The following is a 23,923-nucleotide window of genomic DNA, read 5'->3' on the forward strand; positions in this document are numbered from 1 at the left end:
TCGTGGTGCGCTCGTCGTCGTATCGCGCGCTCCCGGATGCGACAACAAGGGCACAACACACGCCGAGGGCCCTCTCGATCCGATCGAGAGGGCCCTCAGCGCGTGTCCGGAGAGGAGGTTCAGCTGGCCGCGAGGAACGGGTAGTCGGTGTAGCCCTCGGCGCCGCTGGCGTAGAACAGGTGCGGCTTCGGCTCGTTCTCCGGGTGCTCGCCGGCCCACCGCTCGACCAGGTCGGGGTTGGCGATGACGGCGCGGCCCACGGCGACGGCCTCGGCGTGCGCGGCGTCGATCAGCGCGACCGCCTCCTCGCGGGTGGTCACCCGGCCGAAGCCGCTGTTGGCGATCAGCGGGCCGCCGAAGCGGCGGCGCAGCTCCTGCACCAGGTCACCGGCGGGCTCGGCGTGCAGCACCGACAAGTATGCCAGGCCCAGCGGCGCCAGCTGGTCGACGAGGGTGCCGTAGGTGGCCAGGACGTCGTCGCGGTCGGTCTCGAACGCGTCCTGGATGTTGTGCTCGGGGGAGATCCGCAGGCCGACCTTGCCGGCGCCGATCGCCTCGGCCACCGCGGTCACGACCTCGACGACGAAGCGCGCCCGGTTCTCCGGCGAGCCGCCGTACCGGTCGGTGCGCTCGTTGGACCCCGGCGCCAGGAACTCGTGCAGCAGGTAGCCGTTGGCCCCGTGCACCTCGACGCCGTCCAGGCCGGCCTCGACGGCCCGCTTGGCGGAGGCGACGAAGTCGTCCAGGGTCGCGCGTGCCTCGTCGGTGGTCAGCGCGTGGGGCACCGGGTAGGCCTGCTTGCCCTTCTCGGTGTGCCCCTCGCCGTTGATCGCGAGGGCGCTCGGGCCGACGACGGTGCGTCCGCCATTGACGTCGGAGTGCGTCACCCGGCCGGCGTGCATCAGCTGCATGACGATCCGGCCGCCACGCTCGTGCACGGCGTCGGCGACGCGGCGCCAGCCGGCGACCTGCTCGTCGGTGACGATGCCGGGCTGGCCGACGAAGCCCTGCCCCTCGTGGTTCGGGTAGGTGCCCTCGGTGATGATCAGGCCGACACCGGCGCGCTGCGCGTAGTGCTCGACGACGAGGTCACCGGGAACGCCGGACGCGCCGGAACGCATGCGGGTCAGCGGGGCCATGACGACGCGGTTGGCAAGCTGGAGGTCGCCCAGGGCGACAGCTGAGAACAGGTCCACGGATGGTTGAAACGCGAACCATCGGGGAGCCGATTCCGGAACGCGACGCTCGTCACGTCGCCGCCGCCTGCGCCGGTGCGCACGAACCGACCCATCACGAGCCCGGATACCGCGGCCCGCGCGCAATCGGGAACACAAGCCGGCCCGGTCAGTCGTATTCGGGACCCATCGACCCGGTCTGCACCTCGCCGGCGCGCTCGTAGGTGGCGATGAGCGCGCCCGTGGACGTCGCCTTCGACGAGGTCAGCCGCCACGCGCCCGGGATCGCCCCGTCCCCGAACAGCCGCTTGCCCTCGCCGAGCACCACGGGGAAGACGACCAGCCGCAGCTCGTCGACCAGATCCTCCTGAAGCAGCGTCTGCACCAGCCCCGCCGAGCCGTGGACCTGCAGCTCGCCGCCGTCCTCCTCCTTGAGCTTCCGGACGGCGTCGGGCACCTCCCCGTCCAGCAGCCGGGCGGTCTCCCACTCCACCGACGGGAGCGTGCGGGAGGCGACGTACTTGGTCTTCGTGTTCAGCGCCGCCGAGACCGGGTCGCCCTCGGTCGGCATCTGCGGCCAGGAGGCGTGGAAGATGTCGTAGGTGCCGCGGCCGAGCAGGAAGTCCTGCGCCGGCGCGAACCACTCGTGGACCTGAGCGCCCAGGACGTCGTCGAACAGGGGCACCAGCCAGCCCTCGTGGCCGAACCCGCCCGACGGATCCTCCCCGGGGCCGCCGGGTGCCTGCATGACCCCGTCCAGGGTCAGGAACGTGGTGACGACGAGCTTGCGCATGCCCGCTCCTCCGCGACGGCGGGCGATCCCTCCGATCGCCTCCTCAGAACAGACGCCGGACCGGCGCCGTTCTCATCACCGACCGGCGCAGAATCATCGGACGCCCAGGCCGAGCACGGCCGCTGCCACCGCCTTCCGGCGAACACCCGTGCTGCGGGACCCGGGACGATGGGTCGGTGGACGTGGAGACCACCTTGCTCTTCGTGCTCACCGCGGTCGCCGTGCTCGTGGTCGTCCACTGGCTCGCCGACCGGACCGGCCTGCCCGCCGCCGCATTGCTGACCGCCGTCGGCCTCGGCTTCGCGTTCCTACCCGGCCCGAACGTCGTCCTCGACCCTCACCTGGTGCTGACGGTGGTCATCCCGCCGCTGCTCTACAGCGCCGCGCTGGACTCCTCGCTGCTGGCCATCCGCCGCAACCTGCGCACGATGATCAGCCTGTCGGTCCTGCTCGTGCTGGTCACCGCGCTCATCGTCGGTGTGGCCTTCGATCTCCTCGTCCCCGGGGCGACGCTGGCCGCCGGCATCGCACTCGGCGCCGCGGTGGCACCGCCGGACCCGGTCGCAGCCCTCGCGGTGGGCCGGCGGGTCGGACTGCCGCCCCGGCTCATCACCCTCATCCAAGGCGAGGGACTGCTCAACGACGCCACCGCGCTCACGATCCTGTCGGTGGCCGTGGCCGTCGCCACCGGTGAGCGCTATTCGACGTGGTGGGCGGTGGGCCGGTTTCTCCTCGCCTCCGTCGGCGGGGTCGCGATCGGGGTCCTGGTCGCCGTCGGTGTCCGGTGGGTGCGTCGCTGGCGACGCGACCCGATGACCCTGAACGCGGTGTCCCTGGCCACGCCGTTCGTCGCCTACCTGCTCGGCGAGAAGGCCCACGTCTCCGGAGTGCTGGCGGTGGTGGTCGCCGGACTGGTCATCGGTCACGACAGCTCCCGGATGGTGTCCGGCGCCAGCCGGCTTCAGGTCAACGCGGTGTGGCGGTTGGTCAGCTTCCTCCTCGAGGGGTTCGTCTTCCTGCTCATCGGCCAGCAGTTGCCCACGGTGGTGGCCGGGCTGGGCCAGTACGAGACCTCGACGATCGTCCTCGCCTCCGTCGTCACCCTGGGGGCGGTGCTGCTGGTGCGGCCGCTGTGGCTGGCCCTCACGCAACTGCTCCCGCAGTCGCTGCACACCCGCCTCGGCGGTGGAGAGGACGAGGACGAGGACGACCGACCCGACACACGCCGGGCGCACGCCGAGCAGCGGTTCACCGGCCGTGAACTGGCTGTCCTGAGCTGGGCAGGGACCCGCGGGGTCATCAGCCTGGCCGCGATCTCCACCCTGCCGCTGACCTTCCCCGACCGCGACCTGCTCCTGTTCTGCACCTACCTCGTCGTGCTCGTCACCCTGTTGGGCCAGGGCGTCACCTTCGCGCCGCTGGTACGGGCGCTCCGCATGCGCGCGAATGCCGCCGACCAGGCTCGGTTGCGCAACCGCGCCCGCGCGGCAGCCGTGCAGGCGGGGTTGGACCGGCTCGGGGAGATGCAGAAAGAAGAGCACGACGCCATCGACGACCAGGCGATCGCCGCGCTGCGGGCCCAGCTCGAGTCCCGGCTGGCGCGGTACCGGCAGCGGCTGGACGTCCTGAGGAACGCCGAGAGCACGATCCCGTACAACCCGCAGTACGAGGCGGCGGTGCGCGCGCAACGGGCGGTCATCGAGGCCGAGCGCGAGGAGCTGCTGCGGCTGCGGGACGTCGGCCGGCTGCCCGACTCCGGGCTGCGCGTGCTGGAGCGGGAGCTCGACCACCAAGAGGGCCTGCTCCCCGCCCGACCGGCCGGGTGAGCGATGTCCGCCGGGCGTTGAAGCGCGATCATGTGCAGCTGCTTCACCCGCTCCCGAGGTCCAGAACCAGCTTGCAACCTCAGACATTGATTCCCAATGCCCGAGAGTCGGTTGCTGACCGAGCTCGATCTGGCCAACCGGACGCATGCGGCCGACCTCGCCCACGAGGCCGGCCTGCTGGAGGGCTGACCCGGGTGAGCTCTCCGCGCGGAGGGCCCACCCGGGGGCCCCGGATCAGACGGAGACGCCCTGCATCGCCTCGGCGGTGAGCTCCACCGACCGCAGCCGGGCCTCCACGCCCGGGGTCTGGTGGGCGACGATCAGCTCGTCCGCGTCGGCCTCGCGGGCGAAGTTCGTGAGGTACTCCCGCACCTCGGGCGGAGTCCCGAGGGCGGTGTGCGTGAGCATCGAGTCGATGTGGGTGGATGCGCCGCCGTCGAGCAGCAGCTGCGCCTCCGCGTCCGACAGCGTCCGCCCGCGGCCGAACAGCCCGATCGCCAGCGAGCGGCGGGCGGCGGCGAACGCCTCCTCGGCCGCCTTGCGGGTGTCGGCGGCGATGGCGTTCACGCCGGCGATCACGTACGGGCGGTCCAGCTGCTGCGACGGCTGGAACTCACGCCGGTAGGCCTCGACCGCCGGCCGGAGCATGGCCGGCGCGAAGTGCGAGGCGAACGCGTACGGCAGGCCGAGCGCGGCGGCGAGCGTGGCCCCGAACGTCGACGAGCCGAGGATGTACAGCGGCACGTTCGACCCCTTGCCCGGGATGGCGTCGACGCCGGGCACCTTCGAGTTGCCGGTCAGGTAGCCCTGCAGCTCGACGACGTCCTGCGGGAACCGGTCGGCCGAGCGCGGGTCGCGGCGCAGCGCGTACATCGTGTTCTGGTCCGACCCGGGAGCCCGGCCCAGGCCCAGGTCGATCCGCCCCGGGTACATCGCGTCCAGCGTGCCGAACTGCTCGGCGATGACCAGCGGCGAGTGGTTGGGGAGCATCACGCCCCCCGCGCCCAGCCGGATCGACGACGTCCGCGTGCCGATGTGGGCGATCAGCACGGCCGGCGCCGAGGAGGCGATCGTGGGCATGTTGTGGTGCTCGGCGTACCAGACGCGGCGGTAGCCGGTCTGCTCGGCGCGCTGGGCGAGCGCCACGCTGGCCGCGATGCTCTCGGCCGGGGTCGATCCCGGCGGGATCGGCGCCAGGTCGAGGACGGACAGCGGGATGTTCATGGCATGACCTCTTCCGTGGGGATACAGCGAGCAACCTGTGCCCCGTCGCGCCCCTTCCCACGCCGCTCCCTGCCTACGCGGCCAGGGCCACGGCCCGCCCACCGGCCGCGAGCAGGGCGGCGTAGGGGCCGCCCTGCTCGACGAGCTCCCCGTGCGTCCCGCTCTCCCACGCGCCCCTCGGACAGGACCGCGATCCGGTCGGCGCCGCCCACCGTCGACAGCCGGTGGGCGATGGTGATCGTCGTCCGGCCCCGGCTGGCCTCGACGAGGGCCGCCTGCACCGCCCGCTCGGTGCCGGTGTCCAGCGCGCTGGTCGCCTCGTCGAGCACCAGCACCCGGGGATCGCGCGGCAGCGTCCGGGCGATCGCCTCCGGCCGGGAGGGCTCGATCCCGCCGACCGCGCCTCGCTGTCCCGGATCCTCACCGCCCTGCTGGACGCCGAGCAGTACACCTAGCCCGCCCCCTCCCGGCACCGGACCCCGGTGGTTCACCCGGACCATCCATGCGTAGCCTCAGCCGCCGCGGGCTAGGAGCTGGAGCGCCGGACCCGCCGCGCGCCGATCGAGGGGAAGGGACCCGCCGTGCTGTCCGAGAAGGCCAAGCCCGTCATCGAGGCCACGCTGCCCGTGGTCGGCGAGAACATCGGGGCGATCGCCGAGCGGTTCTACGCGCACCTGTTCGGGGAGCACCCCGAGCTGCTCGATGGCACCTTCAACCGGGGCAACCAGGCCGAGGGCGCCCAGCAGAAGGCCCTGGCCGGCTCGGTCGCGATGTTCGCCAGCGCGCTGGTCAACCACCCCGATCACCTGCCCGAGCACCTGCTCAACCGGGTGGCGCACAAGCACACCTCGCTGGGTATCCGCGCCGATCAGTACCAGGTCGTCCACGACCACCTGTTCTGGGCGATCGCCGACGTCCTCGGTGACGCGGTCACGCCGGAGGTCGCCGCCGCGTGGGACGAGGTCTACTGGCTGATGGCGTTCGCGCTGATCAACCGGGAACGCGGGCTCTACAGCGCCCGCGGCGTCCGGGCGGAGACGGTCTGGCGCGACTGGGAGGTCATCGAGAAGGTCCGGGAGACCGACGATGTGGTCACCTTCCGGGTCAAGCGGATCGACGACCGGCTGGTGAAGACCTCCCTGCCCGGCCAGTACGTGAGCGTCAAGATGCTGATGCCCGACGGCGTGCACCAGCCGCGGCAGTACAGCCTCACCCAGGCCGACGACGGCGAGCACCGCTCATTCGCGGTCAAGCGGGTATCCGGCAACGGAAAGCCCGCCGGCGAGGTCTCCACCCTGCTGCACGACACGGTGCAGGTCGGCGACACGATCACCATGTCGCTGCCGTTCGGGGACGTCGTCCTCGACGACTCCGGCCGCCCGGTCGTCTTCGCCAGCGCCGGCATCGGCATCACCCCGATGGCCGGCATGCTCTCCCACCTGACCGCCGCGGGCTCCCACCTGGACGTGACACTGCTGCACGCCGACCTCGACGAGGCCTCCTGGGCGCTGCGGCGGCAGGTGTTCGACGACGTCCGGAAGCTGCCGAACGGGAAGCTGCACGTCTGGTTCGAGCGCGGCGCCGAGTGCAGCCTGCCGGTCGACGGCGTCCACAGCGGGACGATGGACCTCTCGGATGTCGACCTGCCCGCCGGCGCCGTCTACTACCTGTGCGGGCCGCTGCCGTTCATGAAGGCGGTGCGCAGCACGCTGATCGACCGCGGCGTGTCCACCCAGGACATCCAGTACGAGGTGTTCGGCCCCGACCTGTGGCAGGCCGACGCCGACTGACGTCGGCGCCAGCGGTGCGAGTGCGCGCGAAACGCCCCTCCCGGCGCCCCGAGAGGGTGCCGTTCGCCCACTCGCGCTGGAGCCGGTGCCACGATCGGTTCCGTGACCGAGCCGGTGCGCCCCGACGAGCTGCGCGTGTCCGACGTCGAGCGCGCCGCGGTCCAGGAGAGGCTGCGGCAGGCTGTCGCCGCCGGACAGCTCGACCTGCACGAGTTCGACGCCCGCGTGCAGTCGGTGTGGGCCGCGCGGACTCGTGGGGAGCTCTCCCGGATCACCCGGGACCTGCCGGAGCCGCCGCCCGCGCCGCCTTCCCCACCGCCGCTGGGCCGGGCGTTCTCCGACGACGCCGGCGGCATGGCGATGCGGGTGCTGACCATCGTCTGGGCCAGCATCGTGGCGATCAACCTGGTGGTGTGGGGCCTGGTCTCGCTGACCACGGCGGAGGTCGTGCACCCGTGGTGGGTCTGGGTGGCCGGGCCGCCGGGCGCCGTCCTCGCGGTGCTCTACGCCGCCGGGATCGGCCGCCCGAAGCGATGACCGGGCACCTGGGGGCCCGCACGTCACCGCCGCGGCCGGACGCCTGGCCGCGTTCCGGCAGGTGCGGCCGAAGGACGTCGCGATCGACCGAGAGGAGCAGTCATGACCGGGCCCGACGACGCCTTCCTGGCGCCGGATGACGCACTGCAGGACGTCGACGAGGACATCGAGCACGGCACGGGCGGCGTCGCGCGCGGGAGGGAGGACATCGAGCGCCCGGCCCCGCCCGGCCCCCGGAGCGAGGTCGAGGCCGAGGTGCCCTCGACCGACGCCGAGCCGCGGCCCGAGTAGCAGCGGGTACCGGACCTGTGGTGCGTCTTCCGCCGAAGTTATCTCAGCGCTAAGGTTTTTCCCATGACTGCGCCACCCCGCCGGGTCCGCATCGGCATCGACACCGGGGGGACGTTCACCGACGTCGTCGCGGTGGACGAGGAGACCGGGCAGACCACCACCACCAAGACCCCGTCCACGCCCGCGGACCCCGCCGAGGGCTTCCTCAACGGCGTCCGCAAGGTGCTCGACCTCATGGGCCTGTCCGGTGACACGGTCACCGCCGTCAGCCATGGCACGACGGTCGCCACCAACCAGCTGCTCGAGGGCAAGCTCGACCGCATCGGGTTCATCACCACCGAGGGCTACGAGTCGGTGCTGGAGATCGCCCGCCAGTCCGTACCCGACGGCTACGGCAACAGCTACTTCTGGGTCAAGCCGCCGCGGATCGTCCCGGCCGACCTGGTGAGGACGGTGCGCGGCCGCCTCGACCACACCGGCGCCGAGGTCCGGCCGTTCGACCGGGACGACGCCCGCGCGGCGGCCCGCTTCTTCAAGGACGCCGGCGTCTCCACCCTGGGCGTCTGCTTCCTGCACGCCTACGCCAACGACGCGCACGAGCGGGCCATGCTCGAGGTGCTCCGCGAGGAGTTCCCCGGCGCGGTCGTGTCGCTCTCCTCCGAGGTGCTGCGCGAGTACCGCGAGTACGAGCGCTCGGTGACCACGCTCGTCGACGCCGCGGTGAAGCCCAAGGTCGGCGCCTACGTCACCAACATCCGCACCCGCCTCGACGAGATCGCCCCGGGCGTGCCCTTCTACGTGATGAAGAGCAACGGCGGCGTGCTGTCGGCGCAGGAGGTCGTGCACCAGCCGATCACCACGATGCTCTCCGGCCCGGCCGCCGGCGCCCTGGGTGCCGCACTCATCGCCGGCACCGCCGGCTTCGACCGGGTGCTCACCTGCGACGGCGGCGGCACCTCCACCGACGTCACCGTGGTCATCGACGGCGAGCCGACGCTCACCACCGAGGGCTCGGTCGGCGACTACCCGTCCAAGATTCCGATGATCGACGTCGTCACCGTCGGCGCGGGCGGCGGCTCGATCGCCTGGCTCTCCCCCGAGGGCACGCTCAAGGTCGGCCCCAAGTCGGCCGGCGCCGACCCCGGCCCGATGTGCTACCCGAACGGCGGCGACCAGCCGACCGTCACCGACGCGCACGTCACGCTCGGCCGGATCCCCCCGCACCTGCTGGGCGGCGAGATCCCGCTCTCGGTGGAGGCCGCTCGCGACGGCCTGGAGCGGCTCGGCGGCAAGCTGGACCTGTCGCTGGAGAAGACCGCCACCGGCATCCTCGAGATCTCCGCGTGGAACCAGGCCAACGCGCTGCGCCAGGTCACCGTCGCGCGCGGCCTCGACGTCCGCGACTTCACGCTGACCACGTTCGGTGGCTCGGGCTCGCTGCTGGCCTGCCGGCTCATGGACATCCTCAACCTGCCGCGCACGCTGGTGCCGCCGAACCCGGGCAACGTCAGCGCGTTCGGCCTGCTCACCGTCGACGTGCGCAACGACTACGTGCAGACCGTCGTCTCCAAGCACGCCGACCTCGACCTCGACCGGGTGCAGGCGGTGTACGCCGACCTCGAGGCCCAGGCCCGGGTGGCCCTGGACGGCGAGGGCTTCGGCCGTGACGCCCAGCGCATGCAGCGCACCGCCGACCTGCGCTACGTGGGCCAGGCGTTCGAGGTGCGGGTGCCGGTGGCCGAGGGCGCGCTGGACGCCGCGGCCGCCGAGCAGGTCGCCCAGGCCTTCCACGCCGCGCACCGGCAGCTCTACGGCTACGACTTCGCCGACGACCCGCGCCAGGCCGTGGAGTGGGTCAACCTCCGGGTGAGCGGGATCGGCCCGATCCGCCGTCCGGACATGGTGGAGCTGCAGCCGTTGGACGGCGGCCCCGAACGCGCCGTCACCGGCTCGCGCCGGGTGTTCTTCGACGACTGGGTGGACACCCCCACCTACAACCGGCCCGACCTGGGCCCCGGGGACGTCGTCCGCGGCCCGGCGATCATCGAGGAGTTCGGCTCGACCGTGCCCGTGCACCCCGGCTTCGCCGCCACCGTCGACAGCTACGGCAACCTGCTGCTCACGAAGGAGACCGGCCAGTGACCCTCACCGACGGCAAGGTCGCCGCCGACCCGGTGCTCGTGGAGATCGTCGCCGGCACGCTGGCCGCGATCGAGAAGGAGGTCGAGACCTCCATCGGGCGCACCTCCCGCTCGCCGATGATCCGCGACGCGCACGACTTCCGCGCCGGCATCCACGACCGGCAGCTGCGCAAGCTCACCGGCCGCTCGTACTCCGCGCTGGTGCAGCCGGTGGTGCGGGACTACCCGATCGAGCAGATGAACGTCGGCGACGTCTTCTTCCACAACGACGTCTACATGTCCGAGGGCGGCATCGGCCACCTGCCCGACCTGTGCGTCACCGTGCCGGTCTTCGCGCGCGTGGACGGCGAGGAGAAGGTGGTCGCCTTCATCCAGGCCTTCGGCCACCACGACGACATCGGCGGCGCGGTGCCCGGCTCCATGCCGTCGGCGGCGACCAGCGTGTACGAGGAGGGGCTGATGGTCCCCCCGATCAAGCTGTGGGACCGCGGCGTGCCCAACGAGTCGGCGCTGAAGATCATGACCCGCAACTCGCGGATGCCCGACTCGCTGGCCGCCGACCTCGACGCCGAGTGCTCGGCCTGCCTGGCCGGCGCCCGCCGGCTGGGCGAGCTGTTCGACCGGTACGGCGTGGAGGCGGTCGAGGCGTGCTTCGACACGATCCTGGCCAACTCCACCGAGGTCTACCGGCGGGAGATCCTGAGCCAGATCCCCGACGGCACCTACGTCTGGGAGGACTACGCCGAGCACGACGGCGTGGAGGAGCCGCAGCTGCACCGGCAGCGGATCACGCTGATCATGGACTCCTCGAAGGAGACCCCGCTGGTCATCGACTTCACCGGCACCGGCCCGCAGGCCAAGGGCCCGATCAACCACTGCGGTGACTACGCCGACGGCAACTTCCTCAAGAAGTGGCTCGCGCCGATCCTGCGCAACCTGGCCGAGACGCCGGAGCGGATGGCCGAGCTCGACGTCAACGAGGGCGTCGTCCCGCTGATCGAGATGCGATTCCCGGAGAAGGGCACGCTGCTCACGCCGATCTTCCCGGCGCCGACCAACGCGCGGACCTTCGTCATCCTGCGGCTGCTCGGCGTCCTCGCCGGCGTGCTGGCCAAGGCCACCGGCGGCCGGATGCCGGCCGACCAGGAGACGATCCGCTACACCGGCGTCTACGGCACCGACGCGGACGGGCAGCCCTACCTCATGCGCGAGGTGCTCGGCGGCGGCTCGGGCGGGCGGTACTACGCCGACGGCGAGGACACCATCCACGTCGTCCCGGACTCGCGGAACCTGCCGACGGAATTCACCGAGGGGCGCTTCCCGCTGCGGGTGGAGCGGCTGGGCCTGGCCCTGGACTCCGGCGGCCCGGGGCGCTACCGCGGTGGCTGCGGCTACGAGAAGCACATCCGGGTGCTGCGCGACGCGCACTTCATGTCGATCGCCGACCGCTCGATCCTGGCCTGCTGGGGCGTCAAGGGCGGCAAGGCCGGGCGGCCGTTCCAGATCACCGTCGACCCGGGCGGGCCGAACGAGCACGACGTCGACGCGCTGGCCGACGCCGAGCCGCTGAAGGCCGGCACCGTCGTCCGCATCCGGACGACGGGCGGCGGCGGCTGGGGCGACCCGCTGGACCGGCCGGTCGAGGAGGTGCTGCGGGACATCGCCTGGCGCAAGGTGAGCGTCTCCGGTGCCCGCGAGGACTACGGCGTCGTCGTCCTGGAGTCCGGCGAGGCCGACCTGGCCGCGACGGAGCAGCTGCGGGCGTCGCTGCGGGCCTCCCGCACCGGCGAGGAGCCGTTCTTCGACCGCGGCCCCGGCTACGCACAGCTCTCCGGCGGCGCGGCGTTCAACGAGTTCGACGTCCTCTGACCCGAGCAGAGGCGGGCGCGCGTCACGGCGACCCTGCCGGCGGCTGGTGCCTCCGGCCCCGCTCTGTCTCCGAGTCCGCTGTGACTCGGAGACAGAGCGGGGCGCCCCCGCCCGACGTCTGCCGCGGCCGTGCGAGGGTGGGCCGGTGCCGCCCGCCACCCGCCTCGTGCGCCCGGACGACGCCCCCGCCCTCGCCGACCTGCTGCGCCGGAACCGCGATTTCCTCGCCCCGTGGGAGCCGGTCCGTACCGATGAATGGTTCACCGTCGAGGGCCAGCGGACAGCGATCCACGAGGTCCTCGGCCAGCACGAGCGGGGCCTGGCGCTGCCGCACGTCGTCCTGGACCGCGACGGGCGGGTCGCCGGCCGGGTCAACCTGAACACCATCGTCCGCGGCGCCTTCCAGTCCGCCTCGGTCGGCTATTGGGTCTCGGAGGACCGGAACGGGCAGGGACTGGCCACCGCAGGCGTCCGCGAGATGAAGCGTGTGGCGTTCGAGGAGCTCGGCCTGCACCGCTTGGAGGCGGGGACGCTCCTGCACAACGCCGCCTCGCAGCGCGTGCTGGAGCGCAACGCCTTCGAGCGGTTCGGCCTCGCGCCCCGCTACCTGCGGATCGCCGGGCGCTGGCAGGACCACGTCCTGTTCCAGGTGCTGGACGAGGACGAGGCCCGCGACCCGGCCGGCTACTTCCAGTAGGCGCCGATGCAGGCCTCCGGGCCGCCCCCGGAGAAGCCCGCGTTCAGGGCCTGCACCCGGTCCCCGCCGCTCCTGTTCCAGCCGGAGGTCGCCGTCGTGCCGCTGAGCGCCTCCAGGGTGGCGATCGCCTCCTCGACGTCGCCGGCCTCGAGGAGGCCCTCGCGCTGGACCCACGCCATCCAGACGCCGGCCATGCAATCGGCGATCAGCTCCAGGTTCTGCCCGGTGGGGCGCGACCCGCCCAGCGCGGTGCCGCGCTCGTCCACGACGGAGTGGCCGAACTCGTGGGCCACGGACACCGCGGCCGCGAAGTCACCGGGGACGCTGCTGCGGAAGCCCAGGATGTCCCCCGACCACATCCGCTGCAGCGTCACGACGGGCAGCACCATGCTGCCGACGACGTCGGTGCCGTCTGCCGCACGGCCGGTGTCGGTCGAGCAGTAGAAGAGGTTCTGGTACTCACTGGTCACCACGGGACTGGTCCCGGTCCGGTCCACGCACGTGGTCCGGTACGACTCCCCGGGGCCGACGAGGTGGACGACCACGTCGGGTTCCTTCGCGATCCCCTGCGCACGGAACCAGGCCGCCCAGTTCTTCTGGAGGTCGTTCACGACGAAGGTGACGTACTGCTCGACCTCGGCGACCGACGGCGCGGTCGGCGCGCCCGACAGCCCTTCCAGGGGATCGGGCTCCGCCCTCCCGCTCCGCTCCGCCCCCCCGCTCCGATCCGCCCCGCCGCCGGACTGGTCCGACGCGAACGCCGGCAGCGGGCCGACCAGCAGCGCCAGCACCCCTGCGATGATCACCACGACGGTCCTGCGCGCACCGCTCATCGTCCCGGCCCCGTTCTGGCTGCTCGGCCTCGTCCGCCTGGTCGTGCCGAGCGACGCTAGTGACGGGCCGCCCCGCGGCGGCAGGGCCGCAACGACGCCCCGGCGGCCGCTCCGGCACCCTGCGGCGGGTCGCGCCGGTCGGGCGGCGGCCCGGTCGCGGAGCGTGCACCGGCCCGGGTCAGCCGGGCCGGCGGCGCCACCACGGCCGTCGCCGCGGCGGGGGTGCCGGGGCCTCGGTCACCGGGGGCGGCGGCGGGCGGGTGGCCCGCCAGTGCGCGACGAGCGCCTCGACATCGGCCAGGCCGGGCACCGGCGCCCAGCGGCTCTCCTGCGGCCGGCGCCAGAACGTCTCGACGCGGGCGTTGTAGTCCTCGACCAGCGCCCGGACGGCGGCCTCGGACTCCAGCAGCGCGGCCCGCTCCGGGAGCCGGTCCCGCTCCCGCCGCAGCACCAGCCCCGGCGGGAGCATCGCGGCGGTGTCGATCCCCTCCCGCCGCGCCTTGGCCACCGCCCAGTCGTAGGCGGTCTCGTCCCGGTCCAGCCCCTGCAACGGCTTGCCCGCGCCGGCCAGGTCGGCGAAGTCACCGCGGGCCAGGCCGCGCTCGATCTGCGCGTCGACCCAGCTCTCGAACGACATGCCCGGCGGCTTGCGTTCGACCACGGCCCCATCGTGGCACCGCGCGGCCCGGGGCACGCACGTGGAGCTCACCGGGGCGCACTGACAGGACGCGCCGAGGGGTTCGACCGGTACCCCGAACGGGTGACACCACGGGTCGACACCCCTACGGACGGTCGTGCCTGGCCGCAGGCTGACCGGCGTGCCGCTGTCCGCGCCCGGGGTGCCCGACCTGCCGCCCGAGCTCGCCGGGCCGGTCCCCGTGGCGCTGGCCCGGGCCGTCCGGGACCTCCCGCGCACCGACGCGCTCCCCGGCGGCGTCCTCTACGAGCCCAAGTGGGACGGCTACCGGCTGGTGATCGTCCGCACCGGCGGCACCACCCGGCTGTGGTCCCGGCAGGGCCGCGACCTCACCGCCCGCTTCCCGGACGTCGTCGCCGCCGCCGTCGGGCAGGTCCCGGCGGGCACCGTCGTCGACGGCGAGGTGGTCGTCTGGAACGGCGAGCGGCTGGACTTCGGCCTGCTGCAGCGCCGCATGGTCACCCCACCGAGCCGGATCGACGCCCTGGTCGCGCGCTTCCCCGCCTCCTACGTGGCCTTCGACCTGCTGGCGCGGGGCGGCACCGACCTGCGCGGCCGGCCGCTGCGCGAGCGGCGGGTCGAGCTGGCCGCGCTGGCGCAGCGCTGGGCACCACCGATGCAGCTCTCCCCCGCCACCGCCGACCCGGACGAGGCCCGCCAGTGGTCCACCGACTTCCGCGCCGCCGGGGTGGAGGGGCTCGTCGCCAAGGGCGCCGGCACCCGCTACGCGCCGGGTCGGCGGGAGTGGGTCAAGGTGAAGTCGTGGGAGACCACCGAGGTGGTCGCCGGCGGCGTCATCGGGCCGATCGAGCGCCCTGGCCAGCTGGTGGCGGGGCGGTACCGGCACGGCGAGCTGGTCGTGGTGGGCCGCACCAGCCCGCTGTCCCCCGCGCAGGCCGCCGAGCTCGCCGCGGTCCTCCGCCCCGCGGGCCTGGAGCACCCGTGGCCCGACCGGATCGGCGCCGGCCGCTTCGGCGGCGGCCGGCTCTCCGTGCCGCTCACCCGGGTCGTGCCGGACGTCGTCGTGGAGGTCAGCGCCGACGCCGCGCTGCAGGCCGGGATCTTCCGGCACCCGCTGCGCTACGTCCGCGTACGGCCCGACCTGCAGCCCTCCGACCTGGACGAACTGGCCTGACCGCCGCCGGACCGCTCAGGGCTGCTGTGGCAGCCGGCCCAGCGCGACCAGCAGCCGGCGCAGGAGGTCGGCCAGCTGAGCGAGGTCGTCGCCGGAGAGCCCCTCGAGCAGCCGGCGTTCGGTCTCCAGATGGTCGGGGAGCGCGGCGTCCAGCGCCTCGCGCCCGGCGTCGGTCAGCGTCACGACGACGGCCCGCCCGTCGGCCTCGCTGCGCTCCCGGGTGATCAGCCCCTTCTCCTCCAGCCGATCCAGCCGCTGGGTGATCGCCCCGGAGGTGACCAGTGCGGTGCGCATGAGCGCGGTGGGGGTCAGCTGGTAGGGCTTGCCCGCCCGGCGCAGGGCGGCCAGGACGTCGAAGGACGGCGCGTCGAGGCCGTGCCGGGCGAAGGTGACCCGCTGGGCCAGGAACACCTCGCGCTGCAGCTGGGTGATCCGGGCGATGATCCCCATCGGGCTGCAGTCGAGGTCCGGGCGCTCGCGGGCCCACTGCTCCAGGATCAGGTCGACCGCGTCGTCCGCGGCCTCCCGGGCCTCACCGGCCTCCGGGCCCGTCACGCCGGGATCTCCAGCTCGGCGAGGTGCGCGGCGTAGGTGCGCGGTGGCCGGCCCAGCAGCGCGGTGAGGGTCCGGGGGCTGCCGGTGAACCCGTGCGCGCGGTAGTGGTCGAACATCAGCCGGCGGCAGCGCGCGGCATAGGCCTGGGGCACCTCGCCCCGGGGGACGACGTCCTCCACGGTCACCTCCCGCTCCAGCCGGGCGCCGATCAGCTCGGCCAGCCGGGGCGCGGTCAGCGGCTCGGGGCCCACGGCCTCGAAGGTCCCCCCGTCCAGGCCGTCCTCGGTGAGCAGCACGGCGGCGGCCTCGGCCACGTCGGCCAGGTCGACCAGCGACTGCGCCGTGCGCAGCCCCCACGGGCTGCGCAACCGGCCGGTCGCGGCCACCTGGGGCAGCTGGTCGTCGAAGTTCTGCGCGTACGCGCACGGCTGCAGCACCCGCCAGGACAGCCCGGAGGCGTCCAGCGCCTCCTCGGCGCGGTCCTTGGCCGCGTGGTGCGGCATGACGCGCGCCTGCGGGCGCAGCACGGAGTGGTAGACGACCCGGGGGACGCCGGACCGCCGGGCCTCGCCGAACAGTGCCCGGGCACCCTCGGCCTCGTCGGGGTCGAAGTTCGGCCAGATGAGGTACATCGCGTCGGCGCCGGCCAGGATGTCCGCCCAGGGCATCGGCTGGGTCAGCTCGGCGACCACGACCTCGGCGCCGAGCCCGGTCAGCTCCGGCCGCGGGCCGCGCCGGGAGACCACCGCCCGCACCTGCTCGCCCCGGGCCCGCAGCGCCCGGACGACGGCGGTGCCGGTCTGCCCGCCCGCCGCTGTCACCACGATCACCCGGTTACCTCAACAGTGAGATAACCGCGCGTCAAGACCGGCGCCCGATCGGTCAGTGGAGCCGGGTGCAGAGCCGGACGGTGAGCCCGTGCGCTCCGGGCAGCAGGTCCACCGAGTCCCACAGCTTGCGGGCCAGCCACAGCCCCATGCCGCCACGGCTCAGATCGTCCCCGTGGGCGGGCTGGAAGCCGGCGAGCGGGTCGCCGAAGGTGCCCCCGGCATCGGTGATGGTGCAGACCATCCGGGTGCCGTCGGCCCACAGGCGGGCCGAGACCGGTCGCCGGCCGTGCCGGAAGGCGTTGGCCGCCACCTCGCTGATGGCCAGATGGAGGTCCTCCCGCTGATCACGGTCGGGCACCCGGGTCTCGAGGGCGGCGGCGAGGGCATGCCGCAGCCCGGCCAGGGTCGGTGCGTCGTCGATGGCCAGCACCGGGGGGATGTCCTCCACCGGCTCCCGGGGCACGGGCAGCAACCGCAGGAAGTCCCGGGGGTCGCAGTACTCGGGGCTGTCCACCCACCGGCCGTCGGCGACGACCTGCGGATGGGTCAGGCGGGCGCTGGACACCACCGCGGTGGGCAGCACCCGGCTGTCGTAGAGGCACATCGCGGTCAGGGGGCAGCCGTCCAGCAGCGCATTGACGGCGGCCTCGTAGCGCTGGCCCTCCCGCCAGCTGACCGGGTCGGAGCCGAACTGCACCTGACCCAGCACCCGCAGCCGCCCCGACCGGGTCTCCGCTGCCCTGGCCAGCAGCTGCCGGGTCACGCCGAGGGCATCGGGCGCGCGGGTGTCGAGCAGCGCCATCCGGGCATCGCGCTCCACCCCGCCGAGCGCCTCGCCGAACGCACCGGCGAGCAGGGTCGCGGCCTCCGGGCCGCAGGACAGGACGGTGAGATCACCGGCGCGCAGACCCTCCTCCACGAAGGGCACCGCGGCGGCGAGCAGGTCGGCGTCGGAGTCGACGATCGCGGCGGTGTGCACGCGGAGCGCGGGCGGACCGGGAAGGACGTCGTGCGCCAGCGCCGCACCCTCCCCTGCGCCCCGATCCATCGTTGCGAGCCCCTTCTTTCGCCGGGTCGTCCAGCTTCGCCGGGCATGTCCGGTCGACTGAACCGACATTCTGGGACATGCCTGGCCGCGCCCCGTCGGTGGGGAGGGCCGGGCGCGTTCTCACCGTGACGACGCGGCAGCCGAGCCGGCCGCCTGTCCCCCCAATCCGGCCAGGGCGAGTATGCGCGCCGGAGGCGTACCCGGCTCGGTGCGCACCCGGACCTCGACGTCGGCCGCCCCCGCACGGGCGAGAGCGTGCAGGATCATCCCGACCCCCGCGCTGGCGAGGTAGGTCGTCGGCCGCAGGTCCAGGACCGCCACCGCGCCCGGCGGCAGCTGGCCCAGGCACCGGAGGAGCTCGTCACCCACCGGGCCGGCGGTGGCCAGGTCGAGCTCACCCACGACCTCCAGCCGCAGCCCCTCCGGTCCCTCGTGGACCACCGCGCGGGCCGGGACGCCACCGTTCTCCCTCGGGGAGGGTCCGCGCCGCGGGCTGCTGGTGGCGGGGGCCACCGCCGGCATGCGGAAGCGCACCGTCGTCCCCGGTCGGTCCTCCCCGTGGCTCACCTCGACGTCGGTCGCCAGCGCACTGATCAGCTCCAGCCCGCGCCCGCGGTACCCCCGGTCCGCCGGCGGCGGGCGCCAGAGCCCGGTGTCGCGCACCTCCACCCGCACCGAGCCGTCGGCGTCCCGGGCCACCCGGTACGAGCACTCCCCCGCCCCGGCACCGGCGTAGGCGTGCTCCACCGCGTTGGCCAGGGCCTCTCCCAGCGCCAGCTGCAGGTCCTCGGTGGTGTCCTCGGGCAGCGCGGCCGCGACCGCCCAGGCGGTCACCGCACGCCGGGCGGCGGACAGCCGGGCGGGGTCCGCGGGCAGCTGTTCCTCCAGCGGGCCGGGCAGCAGCCGGGCGGCGATCACCGCGACGTCGTCGGGCTGGTCGGTGTCGGCGAGGACGTCGTCGAGCAGGCCGGCGGCCAGCCGGGCCGGATCGGCGGTGGCGTGCCGGGCCGCCACGGCGCGAACGCGGTCCAGCCCCTCGTCGAGCACCTCGCCCCGGCGCTCGACGAGGCCGTCGGTGTACAGCAGCAGGGTGGCACCCGGCGACACCTCGACCGTCCCCTCGGCGTAGGGCGCCCGGCCGGGGGCGCCGAGCACGGCCCCCGCGCCGGCCCCGTCGAGCAGCCGGGTGATCCCGGCGTCGAGCAGCAGCGGCGGGGGGTGGCCGGCACGCGCCCAGCGCACCGTGCCGGCCGCGCCGTCGACGACCAGGCAGGCGGCGGTGGAGGCCAGCGCACCGGGCAGCCGGGCGGCGAACCGGTCCAGCAGCTCCAACGCCTCGGCCGGGCCGCAGCCCTGCAGCAGGGCGGTCGAGAGCGCGCTGCGCAGCTGCCCCATGACCGCCGCCGCGGCGGGTCCCTGGCCGACGACGTCGCCGACGGCGATGGCCACCCGGTCGTCGCCGAGCTCCACCACGTCGTACCAGTCGCCGCCCGCCTGGGCGCCCTCGGCGCCGGGGAGGTAGTGCGCCGCCAACGCCAGCCGCTCCAGCCGCGGCAGGTCGGCCGGCAGCAGGCTCAGCTGCAGCGTCTCGGCGATGCGCCGCTCGGCCCGGTACAGGCGGGCGCGGTCCAGCGCCTGGGCACACTGCTCGGCGACGGCCAGCAGCATGGCCCGGTCGGCGGACGAGAAGCGCTGGACCGTCGGCCAGGCGACGGAGAGGACGCCCATCACCCGGCCGGCGACGGTCAGCGGGAGACCGACGTTGGCCGCCAGCGCGAAGCCGCGCACCGCCTCGGCGAGCGCGGGGGGCAGCTCCCGGTCCCCCGGCGGGACGGCGGAGACGTCCTCGATCCACAGCGGGCGGCGCTCGGTGACCGCCGCCGTGGCGACCAGCGGGGCCGACAGCGGCAGGGTCCGCCACAGCCGCTTGCCCTCCTCGCTGCCGCCGCTGATGGTCAGCGCGGACAGTGCCCGGTGCGAGGGGTCGAGCTCGTACACGGCGACCCGGCTGTCGGGACCGGTGAGCGCCCGGATGTGGCCCGCGGCCGCGGCGGCGACCTCGACGGGGGTGGTCGCCGCCGACAGCTCGGCGGTGACCCGCTGCAGCAGGGCCAGCCCGTGCGCGGCGGCCCGCTCGTCGGCGAGCAGGACCGCGTTGTCCACGGCCAGGGCGGCACGGGCGGCGATCTCCTCGACCAGCAGGCGGTCGTCGTCGTTGTACGACGGCGCGTCGGCCTGCCGGCCGAGCGCCAGCACGGCCAGCAGCCGCCCCCGAACGCTGAGCGGGACCACCAGGGTCGACAGCAGCGACAGCGGCCACCCCGGCTCGTCCGGCTGCGGCCGCTCCTGCTGCAGCTCGGCGTCGCGCGCCGACTTCCCGGGACGCCAGACCGACCGACCGGTCGCCAGCACCTCCAGCGCCAGGCCGGAGTGCGGGTCGAGGCCGGCGAGGCCGGCCTCGGTGGCCGGGTCCAGGCCGGCGATGCCCGCGAAGCGCAGCCGGCCGTCGTCATCGAGCAGCCGCGCGGTGCACAGATCCGCCAGCCGGCTGTCCACCAGCAGCCGGGCCAGGGCGCCGAGCTGCCCGTCGACGGTCGATTCCCGGTCCAGGGCGGCGCCCACCTCGGCCAGCAGCGTCTGGCGCTCGGTCTCCTGGATGCGGGCGTTGACGTCGGTGCAGCTGCCCACGTAGCCGGTGAAGGTCTCGTTGGCGCCGATCGGGACCGCCCGCTCCAGCAGCCAGTGGTAGGCCCCGTCGCTGCGGCGCAGCCGGAACTCGACCTCCCAGCCCTGCCGCTGCGCCCGGGCCGCCCCGACGACCGCGGCGTACCGGTCGCGGTCCTCCGGGTGCATCAGCTCGGCCCAGCCGCGGCCGAGCTCCTCGCCCGGGCTCCGGCCGGTGAACTGGGTCCAGCCGTGGTTGACGTACACCTGCCGGCCCTGGGGGTCGGTCACCCAGATGAGCGCCGGCGCCAGGTCCGCCATCGCGGTGAACTGCTCCTCGGCGGCGCGCCGGGCCCGGCCCAGGTGCAGGTGCGCACCGACGCGGGCGATCAGCTCCTGCGCGGAGAACGGCTTGACCAGGTAGTCGTCGGCCCCGGCGGCCAGCCCCTCGACCGCCGCCTCCTCGCCGGCCCGCGCGGAGAGCAGCACGACGGGAACCCGGGCGGTCCGGGCGTCGGCGCGCAGGGCCGCGAGCAGCTGCATGCCGTCCAGCCCGGGCATCATCACGTCGCTGACGACGAGGTCGGGCGGGTCGGCCAGGGCGGCCGCGAGCGCCTGCCGGCCGTCGGCGACCGCCCGGACGTCGTGGTACGGCGTCAGCAGCCGCAGCAGGTACTCCCGCATGTCGGCGTTGTCGTCGGCCACCAGGACCCGCCCGGCCCGGCCGCCCGGGGCCGGAGCCGGCTCCACCGGGCCGGTCGCCTCGCCCTCGTCCCCGGGCAGCCAGCCCATCGCCTCGGTGACGAACGGCGCGGCGCCCGGCGACACCGCCGGGGTGTCGGACGTGGCCTCGACCAGCCGGTCGACCGGCAGGTGCGCGGTGCCGAACGGGACCGTGACGGTGAACGTGGTGCCGGCGCCCGGGGTGCTCGTGACGTCGACGGTGCCGCCGTGCAGGCCGACCAGCTCGCGCACCATCGCCAGGCCGATGCCGCTGCCCTCGCCGGAGCGGCCACGGGCGTCGGCCACCCGGTGGAAGCGCTCGAAGAGCCGGGGCAGCTCGTCGGCGGGCACGCCGGTGCCGGTGTCGCTGACGGTGAGCTGCGCCCCACCCTCGGCCCGGCCCAGCCGCACGGTGATGCCACCGGTGAAGGTGAACTTCAGCGCGTTGGAGAGCAGGTTGAGGACGACCTTCTCCCACATGTCGCGGTCGATGTGCACCGGCTGCCCGAGCGGGGGGCAGTCGACGCGGAAGTCGAGGCCGGCCCGGGTGACCGCCGACCGGAAGACGCTGGCCAGCTCGGCGGTGGTCCCGGCCAGGTCGACCGGTTCGAACCGCGCCTCGATCCGCCCGGCCTGGATCCGGGAGAAGTCGAGCAGGGTGTTCACCAGCTTGCCGAGCCGCAGCGCGTTGCGCTCGATCATCTCGAGCTCCTCGCGCAGCCGTGGATCGCCGTCCACGACCGGGTGGCCGCGCAGCTCGGCGACCGGGCCGGCGATGAGCGTCAGCGGGGTGCGGAACTCGTGGCTGACGTTGCTGAAGAAGTCGGTCTTGGCCCGGTCCAGCTCGGCGAGGGCCTCGGCGCGGCTGCGCTCGGCCTCGTAGCTGCCGGCGGCCTGCAGCCCGGAGGCGATCTGGTTGGCGATCAGCTCGGCGAAACCGCGGTAGCCGTCGTCCCACCGGCGGTGCGGGTTGAGCCCGACGACCAGGAAGCCCGACGCCGGGCCGCCTTCCAGCGCAGGCGAGGCGATCGGGACGGCCACCGCCTGCGTCGGCGGCTGGTCCCATGCCCCGGTCGGCAGGTCGGGGAAGCGGTCGGCGAGGCCCTCCACGAGCACCTGCTCCCCGGCGAGGATCCGGTCGAGCGGCCAGACCGGGTCGTCCCCGGGGGAGAGGACCTCCGGCGCGGCGGCGGACCCGGGTTCGATTCCCGCCGCGCAGCCCAGCCGGGCGGTGCCCGCCGGGTCGACCAGGTAGGTGACGCTGAACGGCAGGTCGGCGGGGTTGCGCCCCAGCTGCTCGGCGACGGCGGCGAGGACGTCGGCCCGGGTGCGGGCGGCCGCGACCGCCGCCGCGAGGTCACGGAGGTGGGCCATGCGCCGTTCGCCGACGACCCGCTGGGTGGTCTCGGTGACCACGCAGAGCATGCCCTCGGTCCGACCGCCCGCATCGCCGATCGGGCTGTAGGAGAAGGTGTGGTAGGTCTCCTCGGGGTAGCCGCCGCGCTCCAGGAAGAGCTGGAGGTCCTCGTCCCAGGTCGCCACCCCGGTGTCGAGCACCGACCGGACGCGCGGGCCGATGTCGTCCCAGATCTCGGCCCACACCTCGTGCGCGGGGCGCCCCAGCGCCCACGGGTGCTTGGCCTGCAGGGTGTCGTGCCGGTAGGCGTCGTTGTAGAAGAACGTCAGCTCGGGGCCCCACGCCGCCCACATGGCGAACCGGGACGTGAGCAGGATCCGGACGACGTTGCGCAGCTCCGCCGGCCAGCTCTCCGGCGGGCCGAGCGGGGTCTCCGCCCAGTTCCGCTCGGCCATCGCGCGGCCCACCTCGCCGCCGTCCGCGAACAGCGACCGCTCGGGAGCATCGTCGGTCACCGCGACATCACGCAGGGAATCGTAGGACTCGGCCGTCGCGGCCGCCGACAGCGTCAGGACATCGGGCTAACCCTCGGCCGGCGCCATCTGCGAGCGGCTGGTCCCGGCGGTGGCGGTGTCCTCCCTGAGGCCGTGGAGGCCGCACGGTGGCCGTGGCCGCCTCAGCCCTCCGCCCCCTCGATGCCGACGCCCCCGAAGACCGCCTGGACGTGCAGCCGCAGATCGGCACCGGCCTCGTCGGAGGTGCGCTCCGCCTCGCTGCCGACGCCACCCACCCCGCGGAAGTGCCACCACACCCGCCAGTCCTTGGGCACCCGGACCGCCATCCCACCCATGAGCACGCGCACGGTGACGTCGATCCCGCCGGGCACGTGGGGAACCGCAGTCAGGTCGAGCACGCCCCCGGCCATCACCAGGTCGAGCCGGACCCGCGACAGCCCGGGGTTGACCGGCCGGAGCGTGACCTCCCCCAGCGCCCGCACCCGGCGGATGCCGGCGGTGGTCTCGTCGCCCTCGTCCTTGCGGCGGGCGACCAGCCGGCCGGCGGCGACCAGCACCGCCTGGACGGCCGACCAGACCAGCAGCTTCCGAACGGCAGGGGGCAGCGAACGGGGCGTCCTCATGGGGGCAGCCTGCCCGCCGGGCGCGCTGCTGCCCAGGTCCGGGCGCCGTGCACCTGGCACCATCGGCGGACGTGGGCGACGAGCGCGAGGTCCTGACCTACGAGATGTTCGGCACCGCGGCGCGGGAGCTGGCCGAGCAGGTGGCCGACGACGGCTTCGAGCCCGACCTGATCCTCTCCATCGCCCGAGGTGGCCTGTTCCTGGGCGGCGCTCTGGGCTACGCCCTCGACGTCAAGAACCTCTTCGTGATGAACGTCGAGTTCTACACCGGCGTCGACGAGCGGCTCGACCTGCCGGTGGTGCTGCCGCCGACGCTGGACGTCGTCGACCTGACCGGCGCGAACGTGCTGGTCGCCGACGACGTCGCCGACACCGGCAAGACGCTGGAGCTGGTGCGCGACTTCTGCGCCGGCTACGTCGCCGACGTGCGGACGGCGGTGGTCTACGAGAAGCCGCAGTCGGCGGTGCGCTGCGACTACGTGTGGCGGAGGACCGACCGGTGGATCGACTTCCCGTGGTCCAGCCGGCCCCCGGTGCGCCGCCGCGCGGGCTCCCCCGGACACTGACCGCTGCAGCGCCACCGGCTCGGCAGCCGCAGAA

At 74.2% G+C, this 23,923-nt stretch carries 20 protein-coding genes; 10 read left to right on the forward strand and 10 right to left on the reverse strand.

All coding sequences use genetic code 11. The annotated features are described in order from the left end of the window. Window positions 1–119: 119 nt before the first annotated feature. Window positions 120–1,196: an alkene reductase gene (locus tag BMZ50_RS21500; protein WP_091329349.1), complete on the reverse strand. Its 1,077-nt coding sequence runs from the start codon at window positions 1,194–1,196 to the stop codon at window positions 120–122. Between the two features lie 148 nt (window positions 1,197–1,344). Further along, complete coding sequence (locus BMZ50_RS21505) at window positions 1,345–1,968, reverse strand: dihydrofolate reductase family protein (RefSeq protein WP_091329351.1); 624 nt, start codon at window positions 1,966–1,968, stop codon at window positions 1,345–1,347. A 176-nt stretch (window positions 1,969–2,144) separates the two neighbouring features. Between BMZ50_RS21505 and BMZ50_RS21510 the strand changes: the two genes are divergently transcribed. Then, window positions 2,145–3,794 carry a cation:proton antiporter gene (locus tag BMZ50_RS21510; protein WP_091329353.1) on the forward strand — a complete coding sequence of 550 codons (1,650 nt, stop codon included), beginning with the start codon at window positions 2,145–2,147 and terminating at the stop codon, window positions 3,792–3,794. A gap of 234 nt (window positions 3,795–4,028) precedes the next feature. On the opposite strand, the gene BMZ50_RS21515 is transcribed toward BMZ50_RS21510, so the two are convergent. Then, the gene (locus BMZ50_RS21515) at window positions 4,029–5,018 is read right to left on the reverse strand and encodes an LLM class flavin-dependent oxidoreductase (RefSeq protein WP_091329355.1); all 990 of its coding nucleotides are present in this window, start codon (window positions 5,016–5,018) and stop codon (window positions 4,029–4,031) included. A gap of 224 nt (window positions 5,019–5,242) precedes the next feature. On the opposite strand from BMZ50_RS21515, the gene BMZ50_RS25110 reads away from it, so the two are divergent. From BMZ50_RS25110 to BMZ50_RS21550, 7 genes are all read left to right on the forward strand, one after another. Beyond that, window positions 5,243–5,473, forward strand: coding sequence for a hypothetical protein (locus BMZ50_RS25110; protein ID WP_177212930.1), 231 nt, complete (start codon window positions 5,243–5,245; stop codon window positions 5,471–5,473). Between the two features lie 126 nt (window positions 5,474–5,599). Further along, window positions 5,600–6,808 carry a globin domain-containing protein gene (locus BMZ50_RS21525; protein ID WP_091329358.1) on the forward strand — a complete coding sequence of 403 codons (1,209 nt, stop codon included), beginning with the start codon at window positions 5,600–5,602 and terminating at the stop codon, window positions 6,806–6,808. A 102-nt stretch (window positions 6,809–6,910) separates the two neighbouring features. Then, window positions 6,911–7,345, forward strand: a complete 435-nt coding sequence (locus tag BMZ50_RS21530) for a DUF1707 SHOCT-like domain-containing protein (protein WP_218146382.1) — start codon at window positions 6,911–6,913, stop codon at window positions 7,343–7,345. Between the two features lie 102 nt (window positions 7,346–7,447). After that, window positions 7,448–7,636: a hypothetical protein gene (locus BMZ50_RS21535; protein WP_091329362.1), complete on the forward strand. Its 189-nt coding sequence runs from the start codon at window positions 7,448–7,450 to the stop codon at window positions 7,634–7,636. A 63-nt stretch (window positions 7,637–7,699) separates the two neighbouring features. Beyond that, on the forward strand, window positions 7,700–9,778 hold the full coding sequence (locus BMZ50_RS21540; RefSeq protein ID WP_091329364.1) for a hydantoinase/oxoprolinase family protein: 2,079 nt from the start codon (window positions 7,700–7,702) through the stop codon (window positions 9,776–9,778). Continuing rightward, window positions 9,775–11,646 (forward strand): hydantoinase B/oxoprolinase family protein, encoded by a 1,872-nt coding sequence (locus tag BMZ50_RS21545; RefSeq protein WP_091329366.1) that lies wholly within the window; start codon window positions 9,775–9,777, stop codon window positions 11,644–11,646. Before BMZ50_RS21540 ends, BMZ50_RS21545 begins: the two co-directional genes overlap by 4 nt. A 145-nt stretch (window positions 11,647–11,791) precedes the next feature. Then, the gene (locus tag BMZ50_RS21550) at window positions 11,792–12,343 is read left to right on the forward strand and encodes a GNAT family N-acetyltransferase (RefSeq protein ID WP_091329367.1); all 552 of its coding nucleotides are present in this window, start codon (window positions 11,792–11,794) and stop codon (window positions 12,341–12,343) included. Here BMZ50_RS21550 and BMZ50_RS25115 read toward each other — a convergent pair. Together BMZ50_RS25115 and BMZ50_RS21560 are read right to left on the reverse strand one after the other, a co-directional pair. After that, window positions 12,331–13,152, reverse strand: coding sequence for a neutral zinc metallopeptidase (locus BMZ50_RS25115; protein ID WP_177212931.1), 822 nt, complete (start codon window positions 13,150–13,152; stop codon window positions 12,331–12,333). The two genes, BMZ50_RS21550 and BMZ50_RS25115, sit on opposite strands and share 13 nt — an antisense overlap. Window positions 13,153–13,354: 202 nt before the next feature. After that, entirely contained in the window at window positions 13,355–13,837 is a 483-nt protein-coding gene (locus BMZ50_RS21560; RefSeq protein ID WP_091329371.1) for a DnaJ family domain-containing protein, read from the reverse strand. Between the two features lie 133 nt (window positions 13,838–13,970). Here BMZ50_RS21560 and BMZ50_RS21565 point away from each other — a divergent pair, with 133 nt between their 5' ends. Further along, window positions 13,971–15,008 carry an ATP-dependent DNA ligase gene (locus tag BMZ50_RS21565; protein WP_245753793.1) on the forward strand — a complete coding sequence of 346 codons (1,038 nt, stop codon included), beginning with the start codon at window positions 13,971–13,973 and terminating at the stop codon, window positions 15,006–15,008. A gap of 15 nt (window positions 15,009–15,023) precedes the next feature. Here the strand turns inward: BMZ50_RS21565 and BMZ50_RS21570 are convergent, their stop codons facing one another. From BMZ50_RS21570 to BMZ50_RS21590, 5 genes are all read right to left on the reverse strand, one after another. Then, window positions 15,024–15,563 carry a MarR family winged helix-turn-helix transcriptional regulator gene (locus tag BMZ50_RS21570; RefSeq protein ID WP_091329374.1) on the reverse strand — a complete coding sequence of 180 codons (540 nt, stop codon included), beginning with the start codon at window positions 15,561–15,563 and terminating at the stop codon, window positions 15,024–15,026. Further along, window positions 15,560–16,393 (reverse strand): SDR family oxidoreductase, encoded by an 834-nt coding sequence (locus BMZ50_RS21575; RefSeq protein WP_091329376.1) that lies wholly within the window; start codon window positions 16,391–16,393, stop codon window positions 15,560–15,562. Before BMZ50_RS21575 ends, BMZ50_RS21570 begins: the two co-directional genes overlap by 4 nt. Window positions 16,394–16,445: 52 nt before the next feature. Continuing rightward, window positions 16,446–17,441 carry a sensor histidine kinase gene (locus BMZ50_RS21580; RefSeq protein ID WP_177212932.1) on the reverse strand — a complete coding sequence of 332 codons (996 nt, stop codon included), beginning with the start codon at window positions 17,439–17,441 and terminating at the stop codon, window positions 16,446–16,448. A gap of 120 nt (window positions 17,442–17,561) precedes the next feature. Continuing rightward, complete coding sequence (locus tag BMZ50_RS21585) at window positions 17,562–22,700, reverse strand: SpoIIE family protein phosphatase (RefSeq protein WP_091329380.1); 5,139 nt, start codon at window positions 22,698–22,700, stop codon at window positions 17,562–17,564. A gap of 161 nt (window positions 22,701–22,861) precedes the next feature. Further along, complete coding sequence (locus BMZ50_RS21590; protein WP_143087251.1) at window positions 22,862–23,323, reverse strand: hypothetical protein; 462 nt, start codon at window positions 23,321–23,323, stop codon at window positions 22,862–22,864. A gap of 71 nt (window positions 23,324–23,394) precedes the next feature. On the opposite strand from BMZ50_RS21590, the gene BMZ50_RS21595 reads away from it, so the two are divergent. Continuing rightward, a complete protein-coding gene (locus BMZ50_RS21595; RefSeq protein WP_091329439.1) occupies window positions 23,395–23,889 on the forward strand; it encodes a phosphoribosyltransferase in 495 nt (164 codons plus the stop codon). The last annotated feature ends 34 nt before the right edge of the window (window positions 23,890–23,923 follow it).

Origin of the sequence: Geodermatophilus ruber (assembly GCF_900114385.1) — a bacterium.
Lineage (GTDB): Bacteria > Actinomycetota > Actinomycetes > Mycobacteriales > Geodermatophilaceae > Geodermatophilus > Geodermatophilus ruber.